The organism is Cupriavidus necator, from assembly GCF_040578825.1.
Classification (GTDB): domain Bacteria; phylum Pseudomonadota; class Gammaproteobacteria; order Burkholderiales; family Burkholderiaceae; genus Cupriavidus; species Cupriavidus necator_E.
Genome location: NZ_JBEFLI010000008.1, coordinates 26,897 through 47,527, shown reverse-complemented (window position 1 = coordinate 47,527; position 20,631 = coordinate 26,897). Strand labels below are relative to the sequence as shown.

At 66.4% G+C, this 20,631-nt stretch carries 20 protein-coding genes; 1 reads left to right on the top strand and 19 read right to left on the bottom strand.

Annotation, left to right across the window (positions count from 1 at the left end):
- Positions 1-436: 436 nt before the first annotated feature.
- The 4 genes from AB1I47_RS06570 to AB1I47_RS06555 all read right to left on the bottom strand — a co-directional run bounded on the left by AB1I47_RS06570 (position 437) and on the right by AB1I47_RS06555 (position 5,177).
- The gene (locus tag AB1I47_RS06570) at positions 437-2,248 is read right to left on the bottom strand and encodes a sensor histidine kinase (RefSeq protein WP_354683027.1); all 1,812 of its coding nucleotides are present in this window, start codon (positions 2,246-2,248) and stop codon (positions 437-439) included.
- Positions 2,248-3,357, bottom strand: coding sequence for an ABC transporter substrate-binding protein (locus AB1I47_RS06565; protein WP_354682961.1), 1,110 nt, complete (start codon positions 3,355-3,357; stop codon positions 2,248-2,250). Before AB1I47_RS06565 ends, AB1I47_RS06570 begins: the two co-directional genes overlap by 1 nt.
- A 207-nt stretch (positions 3,358-3,564) precedes the next feature.
- Positions 3,565-4,326, bottom strand: a complete 762-nt coding sequence (gene tolA / locus AB1I47_RS06560; RefSeq protein ID WP_354682960.1) for a cell envelope integrity protein TolA — start codon at positions 4,324-4,326, stop codon at positions 3,565-3,567.
- A gap of 275 nt (positions 4,327-4,601) precedes the next feature.
- Positions 4,602-5,177: an NnrU family protein gene (locus tag AB1I47_RS06555; protein WP_354682959.1), complete on the bottom strand. Its 576-nt coding sequence runs from the start codon at positions 5,175-5,177 to the stop codon at positions 4,602-4,604.
- Positions 5,178-5,264: 87 nt separating this feature from the next.
- Between AB1I47_RS06555 and AB1I47_RS06550 the strand changes: the two genes are divergently transcribed.
- Positions 5,265-5,669: a VOC family protein gene (locus AB1I47_RS06550; RefSeq protein WP_354682958.1), complete on the top strand. Its 405-nt coding sequence runs from the start codon at positions 5,265-5,267 to the stop codon at positions 5,667-5,669.
- A gap of 103 nt (positions 5,670-5,772) precedes the next feature.
- Here AB1I47_RS06550 and AB1I47_RS06545 read toward each other — a convergent pair whose 3' ends face one another.
- The 15 genes from AB1I47_RS06545 to AB1I47_RS06475 all read right to left on the bottom strand — a co-directional run bounded on the left by AB1I47_RS06545 (position 5,773) and on the right by AB1I47_RS06475 (position 20,616).
- A complete protein-coding gene (locus AB1I47_RS06545; RefSeq protein ID WP_354682957.1) occupies positions 5,773-6,744 on the bottom strand; it encodes a HEAT repeat domain-containing protein in 972 nt (323 codons plus the stop codon).
- 26 nt (positions 6,745-6,770) lie between these two features.
- A complete protein-coding gene (locus AB1I47_RS06540; RefSeq protein ID WP_354682956.1) occupies positions 6,771-7,616 on the bottom strand; it encodes an ABC transporter ATP-binding protein in 846 nt (281 codons plus the stop codon).
- Positions 7,613-8,470 carry an ABC transporter permease gene (locus AB1I47_RS06535; protein ID WP_354682955.1) on the bottom strand — a complete coding sequence of 286 codons (858 nt, stop codon included), beginning with the start codon at positions 8,468-8,470 and terminating at the stop codon, positions 7,613-7,615. The genes AB1I47_RS06540 and AB1I47_RS06535 overlap by 4 nt, the downstream gene beginning before the upstream one ends.
- A gap of 14 nt (positions 8,471-8,484) precedes the next feature.
- Complete coding sequence (locus AB1I47_RS06530) at positions 8,485-9,924, bottom strand: ABC transporter substrate-binding protein (protein WP_407935799.1); 1,440 nt, start codon at positions 9,922-9,924, stop codon at positions 8,485-8,487.
- A gap of 100 nt (positions 9,925-10,024) precedes the next feature.
- Positions 10,025-10,270 (bottom strand): 4Fe-4S dicluster domain-containing protein, encoded by a 246-nt coding sequence (locus AB1I47_RS06525; RefSeq protein ID WP_354682954.1) that lies wholly within the window; start codon positions 10,268-10,270, stop codon positions 10,025-10,027.
- 13 nt (positions 10,271-10,283) lie between these two features.
- The gene (locus AB1I47_RS06520; protein ID WP_354682953.1) at positions 10,284-12,029 is read right to left on the bottom strand and encodes a fumarate reductase/succinate dehydrogenase flavoprotein subunit; all 1,746 of its coding nucleotides are present in this window, start codon (positions 12,027-12,029) and stop codon (positions 10,284-10,286) included.
- Positions 12,026-12,925 (bottom strand): GntR family transcriptional regulator, encoded by a 900-nt coding sequence (locus tag AB1I47_RS06515; protein ID WP_354682952.1) that lies wholly within the window; start codon positions 12,923-12,925, stop codon positions 12,026-12,028. Before AB1I47_RS06515 ends, AB1I47_RS06520 begins: the two co-directional genes overlap by 4 nt.
- 248 nt (positions 12,926-13,173) lie before the next feature.
- Positions 13,174-15,024, bottom strand: coding sequence for a family 2A encapsulin nanocompartment cargo protein cysteine desulfurase (locus AB1I47_RS06510; protein ID WP_354682951.1), 1,851 nt, complete (start codon positions 15,022-15,024; stop codon positions 13,174-13,176).
- On the bottom strand, positions 14,999-15,931 hold the full coding sequence (locus AB1I47_RS06505; protein ID WP_354682950.1) for a family 2A encapsulin nanocompartment shell protein: 933 nt from the start codon (positions 15,929-15,931) through the stop codon (positions 14,999-15,001). The genes AB1I47_RS06510 and AB1I47_RS06505 overlap by 26 nt, the downstream gene beginning before the upstream one ends.
- A gap of 121 nt (positions 15,932-16,052) precedes the next feature.
- Positions 16,053-16,316: a helix-turn-helix domain-containing protein gene (locus AB1I47_RS06500; protein WP_354682949.1), complete on the bottom strand. Its 264-nt coding sequence runs from the start codon at positions 16,314-16,316 to the stop codon at positions 16,053-16,055.
- Complete coding sequence (epsC, locus tag AB1I47_RS06495; protein WP_354682948.1) at positions 16,313-17,248, bottom strand: serine O-acetyltransferase EpsC; 936 nt, start codon at positions 17,246-17,248, stop codon at positions 16,313-16,315. Before epsC ends, AB1I47_RS06500 begins: the two co-directional genes overlap by 4 nt.
- A 36-nt stretch (positions 17,249-17,284) precedes the next feature.
- Entirely contained in the window at positions 17,285-17,752 is a 468-nt protein-coding gene (locus AB1I47_RS06490; RefSeq protein ID WP_354682947.1) for a rhodanese-like domain-containing protein, read from the bottom strand.
- 203 nt (positions 17,753-17,955) lie between these two features.
- Positions 17,956-18,609 (bottom strand): methionine ABC transporter permease, encoded by a 654-nt coding sequence (locus AB1I47_RS06485; RefSeq protein WP_354682946.1) that lies wholly within the window; start codon positions 18,607-18,609, stop codon positions 17,956-17,958.
- On the bottom strand, positions 18,590-19,798 hold the full coding sequence (locus tag AB1I47_RS06480) for a methionine ABC transporter ATP-binding protein (protein ID WP_407935802.1): 1,209 nt from the start codon (positions 19,796-19,798) through the stop codon (positions 18,590-18,592). Before AB1I47_RS06480 ends, AB1I47_RS06485 begins: the two co-directional genes overlap by 20 nt.
- On the bottom strand, positions 19,798-20,616 hold the full coding sequence (locus tag AB1I47_RS06475) for a MetQ/NlpA family ABC transporter substrate-binding protein (RefSeq protein ID WP_354682944.1): 819 nt from the start codon (positions 20,614-20,616) through the stop codon (positions 19,798-19,800). Before AB1I47_RS06475 ends, AB1I47_RS06480 begins: the two co-directional genes overlap by 1 nt.
- Between the last annotated feature and the right edge of the window lie 15 nt (positions 20,617-20,631).

Here is a 20,631-nt window from a genome sequence, read left to right as displayed (position 1 = left end):
CGTCTATCAGGCGGAACCAGCTATCGTGGTCAGCCCGCAGGTGATCATTTGGCCATAGTTATGGCAGGCAGGAGTTGATCGAATAGGAAGGCCCGCTGGATTACAGCGGGCTTTTTTTCGCGTCCAGGAAAATAACGCCCTACTTAGGAGCGGGCGCTGCCGGGGCGCGAGGGTCGCGCACGGTCGTCGGGTCAGGGAATACGTCGTCATCGGCCGCGATGGGCAAGCGTGGCGGCGCAGGGGTTTTCGAGGTGTCCCGCGGCGGCGCTTCGCATCCGGCCATGGCGGCGGCCAGCAGGGCGATGACGGTGCACTTGGCCAGCACGCTGCGCAAGGCGTGGCCAGGCGGAGGGAGGAGGGTGCAGTGCATGGGAAGCCCGCTTTGAGAGTCCAGCCTCAAGCTTAGTTGATTTAGGGCGCCGGCTAAGACTCATGCTCACTGGGACGCAGGGGAATCATCGCGAATCTGCAGGCGTATGACCGAGCCGCACCCCGGCTCGCTGTCGATATCCAGTTGTGCATCAATCAATCGGGCACGCTCGGCCATGCCCTGGAGACCATACGAGTGGCCAGCCCGCGCGGCAACGATGTCGAAGCCCTGCCCGTCATCCCTGACGATCAGCTCGATCCCCGCTTCGGTGTTGGCCAGCGTGACATCCACACGCGATGCGTTGGCATGGCGGGCGATATTGGTCAGCGATTCTTGCACGATACGAAAAATCGCTGTCGCACGCGGGTCCGGCAGGCTCGGTTCGGGTCCTTTTGCATCGAAATGGCACGGAATCTCGGTATGACGGCTGAAATCCGCTGCGAGCCATTCCAGTGCGGAAGCGAGGCCATAATTCAGTGCCGTGGGCCGGAGGTGGCTGGCCAAGTTGCGCACGATCTGTATGGTTTTCTCGACCAGGTCGCGCATCCCATTGGCCTTTTGCAACGCAGCGGAACCAGGCGGCAATTGCATTCTCAGTAACGACACGTCCATTTTTAGCGCAGTCAGCAGCTGGCCAAGCTCATCGTGGATTTCCATCGCGATGAGCTTTCTTTCTTCCTCTCTGATCGCTTCCTGGTGCGCGGCCAGTTGCTGTAGCCGTTCGCGCGATGCCAGCAGTTCCAGCTCGGTCCGTTTTCGCTCGCTGACTTCCAGTTCGAGCTGGTCGCGCTGGAGCCGCAGGTTTTCCACGGCGTGCTTGCGCGCGGTGACATCGGTCAGCAGGCCTTCAAGGCTGCGCAAGCTGCCATCGTCTTCGGCCAGGCCGCGCGCATTGAGCTGAACCCAGATGGGAGTGCCGTCAAGGCGACTTAATTGCAGTTCGAGGCCGAGGATTTCGCCCGTGGTGCGCAGCACCTCAAACAGCCCTTCAGTCTGCGTCGGCGAAAACGGTCGTTTACGCGGATCGTTCTCCGCAGTCGCAATCAGCTCGGCCGCGCTGGCATAACCGAGCAGTTTCGCCATCGCAGGATTGGCCTCGCCCAGTTTCCCCTCCTCATTGAGCAGGAAAATACCCTCAACCGCATTCTCGACGATGCCGCGATATTTCCTTTCACTGTCGCGCAGGCGCAGCGTCGATGCGCGCAGGCGCTCACCCATGACATTGACGCGCATGGCTAGCCGTCCCAGTTCATCGCCGGATTCCACGGTGCAGGTCGCGTTCAGATCCCCGCCGGCGATCCGGTCGACCATTTCTTCAAGGCGATTGATCGGGCTGCGCACCATCCGCTTCAGCAACAGGAAGGTCGCGGCATAGATCACGGCAACGACAGCCGTCATGATGGCGAGAATGGCCCGACGGGCGCCGCTGATCGCCTGTTGCGCTACCGCTTTCGTCAGGACGACGCGAACCTCACCGATCTTTTCCTTCGACGTGTTGCCAGGTGGGCCGTATTCAATGGTTCTGATCCGCACCACGCCATCATCAGGATTCAACTTGCGTTTCAGGCTGGACACCGTGCCGTAGCCCACGGCCGTAACGGTGAACTCGGCGACCTCGGGATTCGGGTAAAGCGCGGCAAGCTGGCTCTCGATGGCACCAAGATCGATATTCCACAAGGGCTGGGCCAGTGACCGGCTGAGCAAGTCAGCGATGCGGGTGGCGCGCTCCTGGAGTTCGACAAGCCGGCGATTGCGCTCGTGCTCGACCAGGGTATAGGCAGAGGTGCCGGCGACGGTCGCGACGAGCACGACCAGCGCGAGCATCAGTTTGGTGTGCAGACTGAGCGAACCCAGCGCAAGCCGTGGCGACAGTTGCATCACGAGACTTTCGTCGTGGTTTTCAACAGATGTTCCAGATTGAAATCGTAGGCGCCGGGACGTGGGTGCAGACGCTTTGAATATCGCCCGAAGTCCAGCGTCTCGCCGCGCCGGAACACGACATCGGCGAAGCGGGCAGCGTTGTCACGGTGAATGATGCTCAGAAAGTCGAGCTTCAGGCGAGCGCCTCCGGGCGTGGCAAAGTCCTTGCCCCAGTGGTAGTCGTGCAGCAATACCATGGCCCAGGCACCGATAAAATAGTCTCCCGCCACGATGGCCGCCAGGTCCCCGTCGATCAGACTCGCAAGCGTCTGCGGCAATGCGCCCATTCCTCCCACCAGGACGCGGGCCTTGCTTGCCTTGACCGCATCCATTGCGCCCATCGCCATGACGTCGTTCGCGGCCCAGATCACAGTGGTTTCCGGGTACCGGGCAAGCAGCACGCGCGCCTTCTGGTTGCTGTCGGCGTAGCTCCAGTCGCTGAAGACCAGCTGACGGATGCGCGCATTTGGGACCTGCGCCAGGAATGCAGCGACGCCAGCGGCGCGCTCCAGCGAGACCGGCGTATTGGGATCTCCGGTAATGCCAATCACCTGCGCCTCGCGCTGGCCCAGCCGTTGATAAAGATATTGCATCAGGCGGTAGGCGCCGCGCTCGGCGTTTGCGGTTAGCGTACCGATCCAGTTAGGCAATTGTTCTCGTTCGTTTCCGATCTGGCGGCGCTGGTCGGGGGTGAGGTCGTTGTGGATGACCAGGACCTTTGCCGGCGATCGTGCCAGCGTCTTCAGCATCTGCTGCGCGGCCATTTTCTCGTTGACCATCACCACGTAATCTGGCGGGTCACTACGTTGAGCGACTTCCTCGGCCTGGCGCTGCATCAGCAAATGGTCCCGCTCCGCGTAAAGCACCTCCAGCCGCATATCGAATGTCGTTGCGGCCATGTTCATGAATTTGGAGACCAGCTGCCAATGCTGCCCCGTGCCGCGCAGGACCGATTCGCCAGGGTTCAGGAACACCACGCGGGGGGATTGCCTGGATGCAAACGTGGATGCCGTCGTGCCCATCAGGCCGGCAACCATGCAGGCGCGCAGCGCATCTCTACGATTCATGAGGCAATTTTCTCGGTTTCCCCTCGCGGGCGCTGGTGCACTTCGTACGCGGACCGTTGTTGCGCCGCGCAAACGGGCTGGCTCATTTTACAGCTTCAGGTCCGATCAGGCGTTTCATGTGGAGGCAGGTCGACTTTAAGGCCGGCGAGGAAAGGATAATCGCCTGGCCGCATTTCCCGCGACAACCGCGCGAGCCAGAAGCCAGCGCTACGAGCCTGCCTGGTCCTTGGGCCAGAACGTAATGTTGATATTGGCGGGAGCGACGCCGTTCTCGTCGCGTGGCAGCGGGTCGGACCGTGCCACCGCGCGCATCACGGCGCTGTCCCAGGCCGCATTGCCGCTTGACCTGGCGAGCCTGGTCGACAGCAGCGATCCGTCCGGCGCCATGTGCACGGCCACCACCGCCGCCGGATTGCCACTGACTTCTTCGTTGAAGATGATATTCGGCTTGACCCGCTGTCGGACCCGCTCGGCATAACGGGACGAAGGCTTCGCGGCTGCGCCGGTGCCGGACCCCGAGCCGGCACTGCCCGCCGCCTGCGCCTGCAACCGCGCCAGTTCGCCCTGGCGCTGGGCATTGCTGGCCTGCCGCTGCGCTTGCATCTCCTTGCGCTGTGCCTCCTTGCGGGCGGCTTCGGCACGGGCCTGGTTTTCGCGCTGCCGCGCCTGGGCGTCCTCGCGCGCGGCGCGCTCGGCCTTGCGCTGTTTTTCCTGCAGCGAGATGTCTGCCTCTTCCTCTTCGACGGGTTGCTTCGCGCGTGCCACCGGCGGGGTTACCGGCTCCGGCGTTGCGGTTTCCGGGATGGCCTCCCACAATTCGGCCGCGACACCTTCCGGCGCCGCGCTGCGCCAGCGCACGCCGTAATAGAGCAGGGCGCCGAGCAGCAGGTGCATGAGCAGGGCGAGCAGAAAGCACGCCAAGGTGCCCCGTTCGCGTACGGGCCGGTAGGGATAGGCGACGCTCTCCATGGATTTACGCGCCTCGTCGCTGCTTGTTGTCGGGTCTTTTTGTCTAGCCGGCGGTCGGGACGCCAGCCCCGCTGGCGGGCTCGTCAATGGGCCTTTGCGCATAGCGATGCAATTGCATAGGACGCTTCATGACATCTCCTTTGCTGCGGCAGAAACCAACGCCGCCTTCCAGGGCGCCACTTCATTTTATGGGGTGCAACCGGATGAACCAAGGGGCGGCACCCGTCACCAGAGCTTGCAGGATTGGGAGGATTCGATGTGCTGTTCTCGCCGGATCAGATCGCCCGCACGCCGGTCATCCATGCATGAAGCACGAATCCGAACAGCGCCCAGGCTGCCAGCCCCACAACCGTTGCGATGGCATCGCGCGCAGCCGTCCCGGCCGGGTAGGCGGCTCCGGCTTGCCGGTCCCGCCGGCGCGCTGACACGAAGTCCGCCACGGCCCATGCCAGGAAAGCGCCAAACAGCACCACTGCGGCGAGTGTTCCGTTGGCAACCAGGTGCGCCAGGGCCCAGGCCTGCACGCCTGCCAGCATCGGATGACCGAGCGCAGCCTTGATGTGGTTGCCGGGCACATAGGCCGCCGCAATCAGCACGAAGGCCGGGATCGTCAGTAATGCCGCAACGTGCCGGCCCCACGCCGGCGGCGTCCAGACCACCACAGGATGCGCGCTGGCCAGGCCGTAGCCCCAGATAACCAGCGCCAGGCCGGCAATCGAAACCAGGGTGTACAGGCCTTTCCAGCGACCCGGGCCGAGCCTGGCAATCTGCGCCGTGCGCCATCGGTCGGCAACCATGCGTACCGAGTGCGCACCCAGAAAAATGATCAATCCCAATACCAGTACCGTCATGCTGTTCCCCGTTCTTCAGCGCCCGGCGTACGCCTATGCTAGACGCATCGCATTGCAACGGTCCAGCCGCAACCAGGGGGATTCTCCATGCTTCAAGACAGTGACGTCGCGACCAGGATTCCTGCGCAAGACCTGGCACGGGCGAGAGCCTTCTACGCCAGCAAACTCGGTCTTGAGCCGGTCGAGGAACGGCCGGGTGGCCTCCGCTACAAGTGCGGCAACAGCTACTTCGTACTCTTCCAGTCGGCCGGCTCGGCCTCTGGCAGTCATACACAAATGGCCTGGGAGGTCGATGACATTCAGGCAACCGTCAGTGAGCTGCGGCAGCGGGGAATCGCATTCGAGGAATACGATCTTCCCGGCCTCAAGACCGTCAATGGGATTGCCGAGGTCCAGGGAAACTACCCATCCAAGGGTGGTGTCGGCGAGAAAGGTGCCTGGTTCAGGGACAGCGAGGGCAATCTGCTTGCCATCGGGCAGCCGGTCAGGTGAATCCGTCGATCTGACCGGACTGTTCCTGCGGACGCCGCTCGGCGATCGGTTGTGCCGGCCGGCGCGCGGGTCGAGTTCCAGCCGGAACGGAGCCTGTTGCCGGTCACGCCGCCGCAGAAGACGTGCCGATCTGCGCGAGCGCGATGCGCGCCGCCTTGCGCACTTCGGGGTCGGCGTCGCCGGCGGCAGTCGTCAGCGCGGGCAGGGCCGCCTCATTGCCGAGGCTGCCGAGCGAGAGCGCCGCTTCCTTGCGCAGATTGCTGATGGCATGCGTGAGCAATGCCGCCAGCGGTGCCAGGGCCGACTGGCATCGCAGCTTGCCGAGCGCCCTGGCCGCCTGCAGGCGAACCTGCCAGTAGCTGTCGTCCAGCGCCGCCGTCAGCGCCTGGCCGGCTGCGTCGAGCTTGAGCTTGCCGAGGGTCAGCGCGGCTTCTTCACGCACCGGCCATGCGTCATCGCGCAACGCCGCCAACAGCGCACCGAGCACCTCCGGGCCGGCCGCCAGCCCGAGCGCGCCGGTAGCGGCGCGCCTCACCTCGGCATCGACGTCTTGCGCAGCCAGCCGCGCCAGCGCGTGCAGCGCCTCATCGTCCTTGAGCCAGCCGAGTACCGCCACCGCTTCGCGGCGCACCTGGGCCGCGGGGTCGGCCAGTGCGGCGAGCGCAGGTGCAAGGCAGCCGCTATAGCGCAGCTCGCGCAGCCCGCGCCAGGCAGACGCACGGATGAAGGCATCGGCATGCCCCACCCACGGCAACAACGCCGGACCCGATGCGGGATCCTTCAGCTCGCACAGGCTTTGCGCCGCGGCCTCGCCCACCTCGCGCGCGTCGTCGGCCAGTGCGGCGGCAAGGGCCACCACGACATGCGCCTCCTCCCAGCTGGAAAGCGCGCGCGCGGCCTCCGCACGAACGGCGGCGGCGGAATCCGATTGCAGGCGCTCCACCAGGAGCGGCACGCCGGCCTCGTCCTCCAGGTCGGCAAGTTGCAGTACGGCGACGCGCCGCACCACCGGGTCGGGATCATCCAGCCGGGACAACAGGTCGGCAGGAACGGAATCGAAAAAAGGGTACGACATAGACGAGGTAGAAGGGTTGTGGTTTGTCAGTCCGCCAGGGCGGCGGCGGAGGCAGCGGGGCGGGAGAAGGGCTGCAGCGGTCCGCCCTGATAGCCGTCGCGCATCAGTTCGCGGCAATGGCGCTTGAGGTGGACAAAGGCATAGTCGGTCAGCAACGCCGCGCGGCGCGGCCGCGGGAACGGAACCTGGATGTCTTCCAGGATGCGCCCTGGCCGCTGCGACATCACCAGCACGCGATCGCCGAGGAACAGCGCCTCGTCGACATCGTGGGTGACAAAGACGACGGTGGTGCGCAGCTCGGTCCATACATCGAGCAGCAAGGCCTGCATATGCGCGCGGGTCTGGGCGTCCAGCGCGCCGAAGGGCTCATCCATCAGCAGCACGCGCGGACGGTTGATCAGCACCCGCGCGATCTCCACGCGCTGCTGCATGCCGCCGGAGAGCTCGGCGGGATAGCGGTGCGCGAAGCCTTTCAGCCCGACCAGCTCGAGCAAGTCCAGCGCCTGGCGCTTGCGCGCGGCAGGCGCTACGCCCCGCATCTTGAGGCCGAAGGCGACATTGTCGACCACTCGCTTCCACGGAAACAGCGTGTGCTGCTGGAACACAAGGCCGCGCTCGGGAGCGGGCCCGTGGACGGTTTCGCCATCGAGCAGGATCTCGCCGGCCGCGGCTGGCAGGTGCCCCGCAACGGCCCCCAGCAGCGTGGATTTGCCGCAGCCGGACGGGCCGAGAATGCAGACGAACTGTCCGGCCGGGATGTCGACCGAGAGTTGGCGTACCGCGGTGAAGCGGCTGGCGCCCTTGCCTAGCGCCACGTCCAGGGACTTGACCTGGACATGTCCGTGCGTGCCGGAATGCGTGGCGGAGTTCATGCCCGCGCTCCCTGCAACTGCGTCCATGGCATCAGCCAGGCGCCCAGGCGCTTGACCAGTGCGCTGCTGCCCATGCCGAACGCGCCGATCAGCAGCATGCCGACCACGATGTCCGCATAGTTCTGCAGGTTGTAGGCTTCCCACGTGTAGTAGCCGATGCCGTATTGCCCGGCGATCATCTCCGCCGTGACCAGGCAGAACCACGAGGTACCCATGCCGATGGCCAGCCCGGTGACGATGCTGGGCAGGGCGGCGGGCAGCAGAACCTCGGCGAACACCGCGCCGCGCCGTGCGCCCAGGCTGCGCGCGGTGGCGACCAGGCGCGGGTCGGTGCGCTCCACGCCGTGGATGGTATTGAGCAGCACGGGAAAGAGCGCGCCGATAAAGGTGATGAAGATCATGCTCAGCTCCGAGGAGGGGAACATCAGGATCGAAAGCGGTATCCAGGCCACGCCGGGGATGGGCCGCAGCACCTCCAGCGGCGGCATCAGCAGGTCTTCCAGCCAGCGCGAGCGGCCGATCGCCAGCCCGAGCAGGATGCCGGCCAGTGCCGCCGCGCCGAATCCGGCAAACACGCGGTACAGGCTGTTGGCCAGGTGCAGCATGAGCTTGGGCGATTGCAGCAGTTGCCAGGCGGCCGGCACCACATCCCCGGGCGCCGGCACATTGGCGAAGGTGACGATGCCAAGGTGGAGCCGCTGAGAGGAAGCCACTTGCCACAGGCCGATGCAGGCGGCCAGCGCGGCCGCGCGCAGCAGCAGCCGCGTGGCGCGCACACGCGCCGCGCCAATGGTGGCGGGGGGTGTTTCGCCCGCCGCGGCGGGCGCCAGCGTTTCAAGGCTGACAGAGGTCATGGGCGCGCTCCCTTTCAGCGGCTGGCCACGGCAACGGCGCCGGTGCCGCCCACGCCGCTGACCGCCGCGAAGTCGCGCACGTTGCCGCCATGGGTGCCGGCCCAGGCATCGGCCGAGCCCTTGAGCAGGAAGGCGCTGACCTGGCCCTTGCTGTCCTGTACATACCACGCCTTGTCGGCCAGCAGCTTGAGGCCCGTGTTGCGGTCATGCACATACAGCACGCGTGCCTTCTTCCCTTCCTTGCCAGCCTGCCGGAGCGCGGCGAACGCGGCAGCCGGCGCGGTGTAGGCGCGCACCCTGGCTTCCCCTTGCAGCCAGAGCTGCGCGGCGAGCCTGGGGTCGGCGATGGCCTTGCCGCTGTCGGCATCCCTGGCCGAGAGCAGTTGCTTGTCGTAGGACTTCAGGCGCGCAGCGTAGTCCAGCCCTTCCTGCCTGAACGCCTCGCGGATATAGCGGTCGTCGATCACGCTGTCGGCGTTCAGGTCGGTGTCGGTGCGCTTGAGCAGCTTGAGCGTCTCGATCGAGGTCTGCAATGCCTTGCGGTATTCCGGCTTCCAGGTGTAGTCGCGGTTCTGCAGGCCGAGCGGGCCATGGAAGAGGTAATTCACCTCGGCGTCGATGCCCGTCACCCTGGCGATCAGCTCGCTGTACTTCTCGGGCTCCGCCGCCAGCAGCCGGTCGGCCTCGATCGCGGCACGCAGGTAGGCCACCACGATCTCCGGGTACTTCTGCGCGTAGTCGGCGTTGACCAGTGCGCCATGGAAGGTGGGGGCGTCGGCCTGGGCGCCGTCGTAGATCTTGCGCGCGAAGCCACGGAAGGGGAACAGCTCCGCGAACGGCACGAAGTTCGCATGCGCATCCACCTTGTGCGCCTGCAGCGCCGAGCCACCCACTTCCGGCGCCTGCGACACCAGCGTCACGTCCTTGTCCGGGTCCCAGCCCTGCCGCTTGATCGCGCGCAGCAGCATGCCGTGCGCGGTGGAGCCGAACGGTACCGAGATGGTCTTGCCCTTGAGCTCCGCCAGCGACTGGATCGGCGAATCCGCCGGCACCACCACGCCGTTGCCGGTGCCGATGGCGCTGCCTGAAAGCGGCGCGATGAACAGGCTCCTCTTGCCGGCCTTCTGGAAGGCGGCGGCATTGAGCGAGCCCGGGAAGTCGGCCATGGCGCCGATATCGAGCTTGTCGGCCACCATCTCGTTGGTCAGCGGCGGCCCGGACGTGAAGTTCTTCCACTGCACGTCGTAGCTCACGTCCTTGTACTTGCCGGTACGCGGCAGGTACTTGTCGAGCAGCCTGAGCTCGCGGATCAGCAGTCCGCCGGTGGCGCAGTTGATGGTGGTGTCCTGCGTGCCGATGGCGACGCGAATGGTCTCCGCGCCGGCCGCATTGACCAGGGCGGTGGCGCTCAGGGCGGCCAGCAGGAGCCGCATGATGCTGGTGGGTGCTTTCACTGGTTTCCTCTCATCTGTCAGTGCCGGGATAGGCTAGGGTCCGCCGCATCTGGCGAACGCGTGCACGCATGGGGGCGGGGGCAAGGAAAAAAGCGTTGAGTCAGCGCAGCAGGTACGGAATCGCGACCTTGACCGCGCCTGTCGGGCAGTCCGCTTCGCAGGGCATGCAGTACCAGCATTCGTCGAACCGCATATAAGCCTTGCCCTTGCTCAGGTCGATGGCCAGCAGGTCCATCGGGCAGACGTCGACGCAGACAGTGCAGCCCTTGTCGGCAATGCAGAGGTCTTCGTCGATGGTGACAGGCGCGCTGCTGCGCAGGGCGATCTCGCGTGGTGTGTAGGCCATGGCGGCGATTCCTCTAGACGGTGGCGAGCGACGCTGCGGCACTGCCGTGCCGCGTGCGCAGCCGCTGGTAGGCGGTCGCTTCTTCGCCCGCGACCGGGACGATGTACGGTTCGACCGGACGCTTGTGGCTCGCCATGCGGCCGGTGTCGTCCTTCTTCAGGATGGCATGGCAGAACCACTGGTCATCGTCGCGCCGGGGGTAATCGACGCGATGGTGGTACAGGCCCCAGCGGCTCTCGGTGCGGAACAGCGAGGCCCGCGCCGCCATCTCGGCGCAGTCGCGAATGGCCATTACCTCGACGGCGCGCATCAGTTCATGCGCATTGTCCGCGCGCATCTGCTCGATGTCCTGCGCGATCGCGGCAAAGCGTTGCAGGCCGATCTCCATCTTGCGCGTGACCTTGGGCGGCTGCAGGTAGTCGTTGACCATGCGGCGCAGCTTGTACTCCACCTGCGCCGGCGGCAGGCCATGCTCGCGCCCGAGCGGCGCAAAGATGCGGGCGCGCTCGGCCGCCACCTGGCCGGGATCGGCCGGCGCCTTTGCGCGGCCGGCCACATAGTCGGCGGCATTCTGGCCGGCGAACCAGCCATAGGTGAAGGCGCCCAGCATGTAGTTGTGCGGCACGGCAGCCATGTCGCCGGCCGCGTAGAGCCCCGGCACGGTGGTTTCGGCACGCTCGTTGACATGCACGCCCGAAGCGCTGTGACCGCTGCAGAAGCCGATCTCCGAGATATGCATCTCCACCATCTGGCTGCGGTAGTCGGTGCCGCGCCCGGCGTGGAACTGCCCACGGCTGGGCCGCTCATTGGTATGGAGGATGGTCTCGATGGTACGGATCGTTTCCTCGGCCAGGTGATCGAGCTTGAGGAAGACCGGGCCGTTGCCGCCCTGGAGTTCCTGGTAGAACTCCCACATCATCTGGCCGCTCCAGTAGTCGCATTCGATAAAGCGCTCGCCCTTGCCGTTGGCGGTATAGCCGCCCAGCGGCCCGGTCACATAGGCGCATGCCGGCCCGTTGTAGTCCTTGATCAGCGGATTGATCTGGAAGCATTCCAGGTTGGCCAGTTCGGCCCCGGCGTGATAGGCCATGGCATAGCCATCGCCGGCATTGGTGGGGTTCTCGTAGGTGCCCATCAGGTAGCCGGAGGCGGGCAGGCCGAGGCGCCCGGCGGCACCGCAGCACAGGATCACCGCGCCCGCCCGGATCACGTGGAAATCGGCGGTGCGGCAGTCGAAGCCCATCACGCCGCAGGCCGCGCCGCTGGCATCGGTGAGCACGCGGCTGGCCACGATGCGGTTGGTGATCTCCACGCGGGCACGCTTGAGCTGGCGGTACAGCACCTTCTTGACGTTGTGCCCCTCCGGCATCGGCAGCACGTAGGAACCCATGTGGTGGACCTTTTTGACCGCATAGTCGCCGGTCTCGTCCTTTTCGAACTTGACGCCCCAGCGATCCAGTTGCTCGATGGTGGCAAAGCTGTGGCGCGCGTAGGCATAGACCGTCGACTGGTTGACGATGCCGTCGTTGGCCACCGTGATTTCCCGGGTGTATTGCTCCGGGGTGGCATGGCCGGGAATGACGGCATTGTTCAGGCCGTCCATGCCCATCGAAATGGCGCCGCTGCGCTTGACGTTGGCTTTGTCGAGCAACAGGACGCGCAGCGAGGGATTGCGCTCCCTGGCCTTGATCGCGGCCATGGGGCCGGCCGTGCCGCCGCCAACGACGACGATGTCGTACACGTGAGTGATGGTGTTCATGATGTCGGTTTCCCTTTGCCGGCGGCTGTGTGCGATGGCTCGCGTCTGGCGGCCCTGGCGGGTTTCATGGCGGGTGTGGGAGATGCGGATGTGGGGGAGGATGCGGATGCGGCCGCGGCGGCCGGCACCGCCTTGTGGCGGTCCACGCGCAGGCGATACTGGAAGGCGTCGCCACGGAAGTAGAGGAATTCGTAGTCGATCGGCGCGCCTTGCGCGTCGTGGGTCAGCCGTTCGATGCGCAGCACCGGCGCGCATTCCTGTACGCGCAGCGCCTGGGTCAGGTCTTCGTCGGCAAGGATGGCATCGACGCGCAGGTCGGCATGGCCAAGCCGGATACCGCAATCGTTCTCCAGGATCAGGAAGATATCGCGCGTGGTCAGGTCGGCATGGATGAGGCGCTTGCCGATCGCCTCCGGAATCCACGTCAGTTCCAGCGACACCGGCTCGCGGTTGAGCAGGCGCACCCGCTTGATCTCCACCACCGGGTCGCCTTCGCGCAGGTTCAGCCGCTGCGCAACCTGGCGGGTGGCGGGTACGCGCTTGCAACTGCGCAACAGGTTCAGGATTTCATAGCCCATGCTCGACATCGCCTCGGCAAATCCTTGCAGCGAGGTGACGTTCTGGAACGCCTTGGGCCTGGACACGAAGGTGCCCTTGCCGTGGATCCTGAAGATCAGGCCTTCCTTCTGCAGGTCACCCAGCGCCTGCCGCACGGTGATGCGGCTGACCTGGAACATTGCGCCCAGCTCGCTCTCGGAGGGCATCTGGTGATGCGGGGGATAGGTGCCGTCGAGGATGCGCCCGCGCAATGCATCCTTGATCTGCGTATAGAGGGGCAGGGCGATCGGCAGGGCCGCGGGCGCGGCAGGCAGTGCCGCGGCAATTCGGTTCTTCATTGGGGCGCCATATCTTGTTATGACAAGTTGGCGTCAGTGTAGAAAGGCGGTGGCGCCCGGAGGAACTAATGATTTCGGATATGCAAGCGCGGATTTTTTTGCGGGAGAGCGTGGCGCGGCCGGCAAGGCATCAGTGAGCAAAAAAAATCCCGCCGGAGAGCCTGGCGGGACAGAGTGCTGACCAGACCGCAGCGCGAGTCAGCGCGAGTCAGCGCGAGTCAGCGCGGGTCAGCGCGGGTCAGCGCGGGTCAGCGGCGGCCCGCAAGGCGGCGGATCACCGAGATGAAATGATCCACTTCCTCCGCCGTGTTGTAGAACGCCAGCGAGGGACGCACCGTGGCCTCGACGCCGAAGCGGCGCAGGATGGGCTGGGCGCAGTGATGGCCCGAGCGTACGGCAATGCCTTCCTCATTGAGCGCGCGCCCGACTTCCTCAGTCTGATAGCCCTTGAGCACGAACGACAGCACGCTGGCCTTGTCCCGCGCGGTGCCGATCAGCCGCACCCCTGGCACAGGCGCCAGCAGCCGGGTGGCATAGTCGAGCAGGTCATGCTCGTAACGGGCAATCTTGTCGATGCCGACCCGATCCACATAATCCAGCGCGGCGCCCAGGCCGACCGCATCGGCGATATTGCCCGTGCCTGCCTCGAAACGGTTGGGTGGCGGCTGGAACTCGGTGCGCTCGAAGGTGACGTCGGCGATCATGTTGCCGCCACCTTGCCAGGGCGGCATCTGCTCCAGGATCTCGCGCTTGCCATAGACCACGCCGATGCCGGTGGGGCCAAAGATCTTGTGGCCCGAGAACACGAAGAAATCGGCGTCGATGGCCTGCACGTCCACGCGCATGTGCGAGACCGACTGCGCGCCGTCAACCAGCGCCCTGGCGCCTGCGCGGTGGGCCAGTTCGACGATTTCCCTGACCGGCACCACCGTGCCCAGCGCATTGGAGACCTGCGTCACCGCCACGATGCGGGTGCGGTGGTTCAGCAGGCGCCGGTACTCGTCGAGCCGGACCTGGCCGGAATCATCCACCGGTATCACCCGCAGCCTGGCCCCGACCTGTGCGGCCAGTTGCTGCCACGGCACGATGTTGGCGTGATGCTCCAGGTGCGAGATGATGATCTCGTCGCCTTCGCCCACATTGCTTATTCCCCAGGTCCTGGCGATCAGGTTGATCGCCTCGGTGGCGCCGCGCACGAAGATGATCTCGTCGGGCGAGCCGGCGCCGATAAAGCGCTGCACCTTGCTGCGCGCCGCCTCGTAGGCATCGGTGGCGCGTGCCGCCAGCGCATGCGCGGCGCGGTGGATATTCGAGTTCTCGTGCGCATAGAAATGCGAGATGCGCTCGATCACCTGGCGCGGCTTGTGCGTGGTGGCGGCATTGTCGAACCACACCAGCGGCCGGCCATTGACGCGCTCCTGCAGGATCGGGAAGTCGCGCCGCACGGCGTGCACATCGAACGGCGCGCCCGACGGCGCAGCCGCCCACGGCGAGCCGTCGCCATGGCCAACGCCTTGCGGTACCAGGCGCGGCACTCCGCTCGCGTCGGGCAGGGCGATGTGGTCGAGACTGCCCGCGCCGCTGCGCGACGCAAGCCCCGCGGTGTCGAGGAAATAATAGGCGCTTGCCGCCTGCCCCGGCCCGGGCGAAGCGTCGGCGAGCGGCGGCACGCCCAGCGCGGCGCCGCCGAAACGGCTGTCCAGCGCGGGCGCCACGGTGGTGACGGTATCGGCCAGGCCGTTCTGCGCGGCCGCACTCGGCAGCAGCGCCGGCGTGCGGTTGCCTAGCGACAGCACATGAGTGGGCGCGGCCGGCGCCAGGTTGGCGCCCGGCACCGTGCCTTGCGGGATGGCCGCACCGGGCACGCCGGTGCCGGTGCCGCCCGGGCCCGCCAGCGGCGAGCCGGCCGGCGCGGGATTGCCCGCCACCGCGAGCGCGGGGGCAAGCTCGGGCGCATGGTCGGCCGGCTTGCCGGGCAAGGCCGCGAAGAAGGCCCCCGCCAGCCGCGCCAGCGCGGCAGGATCGGGCAGGCCGGCCGGCACCTGCGGCGCTGCCGGAATGCTTGCGCCCGGATTACTTGTAGGTGTCAGGGTAGTCATGGTACTTGCCGATTTCCACGTCATCGAGAACCGCCAGCGCGTCCGGCGCATGCACCGCGAGCGAGCAGTACAGCGAGATCAGGTAGGAGGCAATGGCCTGGTCGTTGATGCCCATGAAGCGCACCGACAATCCCGGCCCCTGTTCGCCGGCCACGCCGGGCTGGTACAGCCCGACCACGCCCTGGCGCTTGTCGCCCACGCGCAGCAGCAGGATCTTGCTCTTGCCGTCGGCCACCGGCACCTTGTCGGACGGAATCAGCGGAATGCCGCGCCACGTGATGAACTGCGAGCCGAACAGGCTGACCGTGGGCGGCGGCACGCCCCGGCGCGTGCATTCGCGCCCGAAGGCGGTGATCGCCTGCGGATGCGTGAGGAAGAACGCGGGCTCCTTCCACACCTTGCCGAGCAGCTCGTCGAGATCGTCCGGCGTGGGCGCGCCCGTCAGCGGGAAGATCCGCTGCTCTTCGGCCACATTGGCCAGCAGGCCGTAGTCCGGGTTGTTGATCAGTTCGCTTTCCTGGTGTTCCTTGATCGTTTCGATGGTCAGGCGCAGCTGTTCCTTGACCTGGTCGTGCGGGCTGCTGTACAGGTCCGACACGCGCGTGTGCACGTCGAGCACGGTGCTGACCGCGTTCAGGAAATACTCGCGCGGCTGCTCTTCGTAGTCGACGAAGGTGCGGGGCAGGCGGCCCTCGCTGTCGCGCTGGGTGCAGGCCACCTGCACGGTTTCTGGGTTCTGCACCTTGTTCAGGCGATAGATGCCCGCCTCGACCGGGACCCATTGCAGGAAATGCGTCAGCCATCGCGGCGTGATCGACGCGAGTTGGGGAACGGTCTTGGTCGCGTTGGCTAGTTGCCGTGCTGCGTTATCGCCGAGCGCGGTCTGGCCGCCTGCTGATGCCGACATGTAGAACTCCTGGTTGATATGAGAAAAACAGGGAAGGTTATGCGCAGGGCGATTATCAAAGCCGTCATGGCGGCCTTCAACAGGCTATAGACGGCAAAACCGCCCTGCGGGTGAGGACACGCTAGCGGCTACCACCCACGCTGGCCTGCCGAGGCAGGTCCGGCGTCGCGCCATGGCTGGCGCCAAGCAGCCATGCGATCGGAACGCCGAGCGCCAGCGCGAGCTTTTCCACCGTGACGATCGAGGCGATCACGCTGCCACGCTCGATCTCGCCCACGTAGGAGCGGTTCAGGCTGGCATGCTCGGCCAGCGCTTCCTGCGACCAGCCATGGGCTTCGCGCAGCTCGCGCACGGCACTGCCCAGCGTACGGACAAGGTCGTTCATGGCAGCGCAGCCTCCGCAAAGGGTCGGGCAGGTTCGCCCTCGCTGCGCGATACCGCCTGCGTGACATGCGCACCGGGCGCGACATCCTGCGTGACCCACACATTGCCGCCAATGACCGCGCCGCGGCCCAGCGTGATGCGGCCAAGGATGGTCGCGCCGGCATAGATCACCACATCGTCTTCGACAATGGGATGGCGCGGCAGACCCTTTTGCAGGTGACCCGCGGCATCGCGCGGAAAACGCCTGGCGCCCAGTGTGACGGCCTGGTAGAGGCGCACCCGCTCGCCGATGATGGCGGTTTCGCCGATCACGACGCCGGTGCCATGATCGATAAAGAACCCGCTGCCGATACGCGCGCCAGGATGGATATCGACGCCGGTTTCGGCATGCGCCAGCTCGGCCACGATGCGGGCCAGCAGCGGCAGGCCGAGCTGATACAACGCATGGGCCAGGCGGTGATGGATCATCGCCAGCACGCCGGGGTAGCACAGCAATACCTCGTCGACGCTGCCGGCGGCGGGATCGCCGTGGTAGGCCGCCAGCACGTCGCTGTCGAGCAAGATGCGGATCTGCGGGAGGCTGGCGGCGAAGTCGCGCACCGCCGCCAGCGCGCGGGCCTCGATCTCGGGAGCCTCGCGCTCGGCGTGGCGGGAGGTGTAGGCAAGCTCCAGGCGCGCCTGGGTCAGCAGCGCGTGCAGCGCCGCGTCGAGCGAATGGCCGATATACAGATCCTCGCTCTCCTGGCGCAGGTCCGGCGGGCCGAGGCGCATCGGAAACAGCGCGCCCTTCAGTGCCGCCACGATCTGGGCCAGCGCTTCGCGCGAGGGCAGGTCCCGGCCGCCCGGCTCCAGCAACCGTTGCTGACCCTCGCGCCATTGCCGGCGTACCTGCTGCAGGGCCTGGACGATTTCGTCGACGTCAAAGTTCGCCATTGCTGACTATTCCTTCTTCTTATGCCTGTGAGGCGGCTACTGCTGCGACCATGGCAGGCCGTGAAAGCGCCAGCCGCCCAGGCCGCCGCGCCGCTGTTGTTCGTCGAGATCGCCCTCGAAGCCTTCCTGCACGTTGTAGACGTGGGCGAGGCCGGCTTTGGTTGCCGCCTCCGCGGCGAGCGCGGAGCGGTTGCCGCTGCGGCATAGCAGGAGCACCACCGCGTCCTTGCCGGTTCTGGCTTCGAGCTCGCGCACAAAGCGGGGATTGCGCGTCAGGCTGGTGCCCGTCGCCCAGGGCACGTGCAGGCTGCCCGGCACATGGCCGACAAAGGTTCGCTCTTCCAGGGAGCGGACATCGACCAGCAGCGCGTGGCCGGCGTTGAACAACTCCCACGCCTGTCGCGGCGAGATGCTGCCGGCATAGGGCAGGCCGGCGGAGCGCGCAACGTCGCGGGCAGCTTGCAGCGCGGGATGCGCGATTCGTTCTTCCAGTGCAGTCGTCATGGCGTTCTTCTCCTTGTGCCGGGCTTGAGCCCCGCTGGGATTGCGCTGGCTTGCTTGCACAGCGCATGGTTGCGGGGCAATGGCAACTGTCTATAGCCATCAGCCACACTATGAAAGGACGCCACGGGAATGAAAACGAAGAAATCCGCATTTCTAAAGACAGCCCGGAGCGTCCGGTTCTGACTTGCGCTGCGCAAATCCGCTCAGGGCGCCTGCAACCACCTCACCGTACGATCGCCCAGCCACTGCACCACACTGACCAGCCCGATCAGCAACACGATCACCACCGCCATCACCGTCGTGTCAAAGCGCTGGTAGCCATAGCGGATGGCGAGATCGCCCAGCCCGCCCGCGCCCACCGCGCCGGCCATGGCCGAAGCCCCGATCAGCGACACCACGGTAATGGTGAAGCCGCCGATGATCCCGGGCAGCGCCTCCGGCAGCAGCACATGCCAGACGATATGCCAGCGCTGGCAGCCCATGGCCTGGGCCGCTTCGACCAGGCCGCGGTCCACCTCGCGCAGGCTGATCTCGGCGATGCGGGCAAAGAACGGGGTGGCGCTGATGGAGAGCGGTACTACCGCGGCCCACACGCCAATGGTCGCACCCACCACCAGCCGCGTGAACGGCAGCAGCGCCACCAGCAGCACGATAAAGGGCGTGGCGCGGAAGCCGTTGACTACACTGCCCAGCACGCGATGCAGCCGCGGCGATTCCAGCACGCCGCCCGGCGCGCTCACCACCAGCACCAGTGCCAGCGGAATGCCCAGCGCTACCGCCACCATGGAGGACGCGCCGACCATGGTGAAGGTGTCGAACAGGCCTTGCCAGATACGTTCAATCGTCAGCGGGGACATAGCCGAGCACCTTGGGAGGTTGGGACAGTGCAAGCGTGGCCAGGGCCTCGGCGGGAATGCCGCCGCCGGCAAATTTCGCGGCCAGCAGCAGGCGGCCCTGGGTATGGCCCTGGATGCGGTCGACGCCCGCCTGCAGCAGGCGGGCGCGCCCGCCCAGCGCTGCGACGATGGTGGCCAGTTCCGGCGCGCTGCTTTCGGCGCCTGCGTCGCCACCGGTGTAGTGCAGCTCGATCAACTGCTCGGCCGCACCGTGCGCCGGCGGCTGCAACTGCAGCAGGCGCGCCAGGTCTTCCGGCAGAGCGGCCTGCAGAGGCTGCAGCAGCGCGCGGGTGGCAGGGTGGCGCGGGTTGCCGAACACCTGCCAGACCGGGCCCAGCTCGGCGATGTGGCCGGCTTCGAGCACCAGCACGTGATCGCAGATATCGCGGATCACCCGCATCTCATGCGTGATCAGCACGATGGTCAGGCCGAAGCGGCGGTTGATATCGCGCAGCAGGGCAAGGATCGACTGCGTGGTCTCGGGGTCGAGCGCGGAAGTAGCCTCGTCGCACAGCAGGATCTCCGGCCGGTGCACCAGCGCGCGCGCAATGCCCACGCGCTGCTTCTGCCCGCCGGAAAGCTGCCCGGGGTAGGCGCTGCGCTTGCCTTCCAGGCCCACCAGCGCCAGCAACTCCTCCACCCGCCGGTCGATTTCCGCGCGCGGTACGCCGGCTACCCTGAGCGGCAGCGCGACGTTGTCCCACACGGTCTTGGCCGACAGCAGGTTGAAGTGCTGGAAGACCATGCCGATGCGTCGCCGCAGCGCCACCAGGCCGCGCTGGTCCAGTCGGGCAATGTCGCGTCCGTCCACCAGCACACGGCCGCTGGTGGGCGACTCCAGCCGGTTGATGGTGCGCAGCAGGCTGGACTTGCCGGCGCCGCTGCGGCCGATGATCCCGAAGATGCCGCCGGCGGGAATCGCCACGTCGATGTCCTGCAGTGCATGGACATCGCCCGCCGGGGCGCGATAGACCTTGCCGACGTGCTCGAAGGTCACGGCGCCGATCCCCGGGGCGTCGTCGGCAGCAGTAGTCGCTGGAAGCGCTGCAGACCGTGGCGCGGCGTGGCCGCCCGCTGCGCGCGCTGCAGCCGGGTGTCCGCTGCGTTGCAGTGTGGCTGGCGAGTGCATGGTGTCGGCGCCCGTAGCCATCAGCGTTTCAGCCATGGCAGGCTGTACAGCTTTTCGTTGTTGGCGAACGACGTGCTCAACTGCTGGCGCACGGCGGGCGACTCCTGGTAGATCTTGACGAAACGCGCGATGCGCGGATCCGTGGCGTTGGCCTGGCGGCTGACGAAGCGGATGGCGAAGTACAGATCGTCGATGCCAGAGTACAGCAGCCCGGCGCCGGCGATCTGCGGCTTGCCGGCGTTGACGAAGTGCGCCGGATAGCCTTGCGCCAGGTCTACGTCGTCCAGCGCGCGCACCAGTTGCGGACCTTCGACTTCCACGAACTTCAGCTTCCTGGGGTTGGCGACGATATCGTCCAGCCCGCCGCGCGCGCCCACGCCATCCTTGAGCCTGATGAGGCCCGCCTTCTGCAGCAGCAATAGCCCGCGGCCCTGGTTGACCGGGTCGTTGGCCACGCCCACGCGGGCGCCTTCCTTCAGCTCATCGAAGCGCTTGATCCGGGTGGAGTACAGGCCGATGTTGGGCAGCACGCCCACCGCGACGCTCTTGAAGGCGTAGCCGCGTTCCTTGACGGCGTTGTCCAGGAAGGCCTGGTGCTGGAAGTAATTGAGGTCCAGGTCACCGGCGGCCAGCGCCACGTTGGGCGTGGTCCAGTCGGTCAGCTCCACCACCTTGATATCGAGGCCTTGCTTGCGGGCCTCGGCGGCGGCAACCTGCACGGAGTCGGCCAGGGAACCGGGGGTAACGCCAATGCGCAGCGGTGCGGCGTGCGCCGCCTGCGCGGTGAGCGCCACGGTGAAGCTGGCGAAGGCGGAAAGGAGCAGGGTCTTCAGTTTCATGATCGGGGTTGCGTT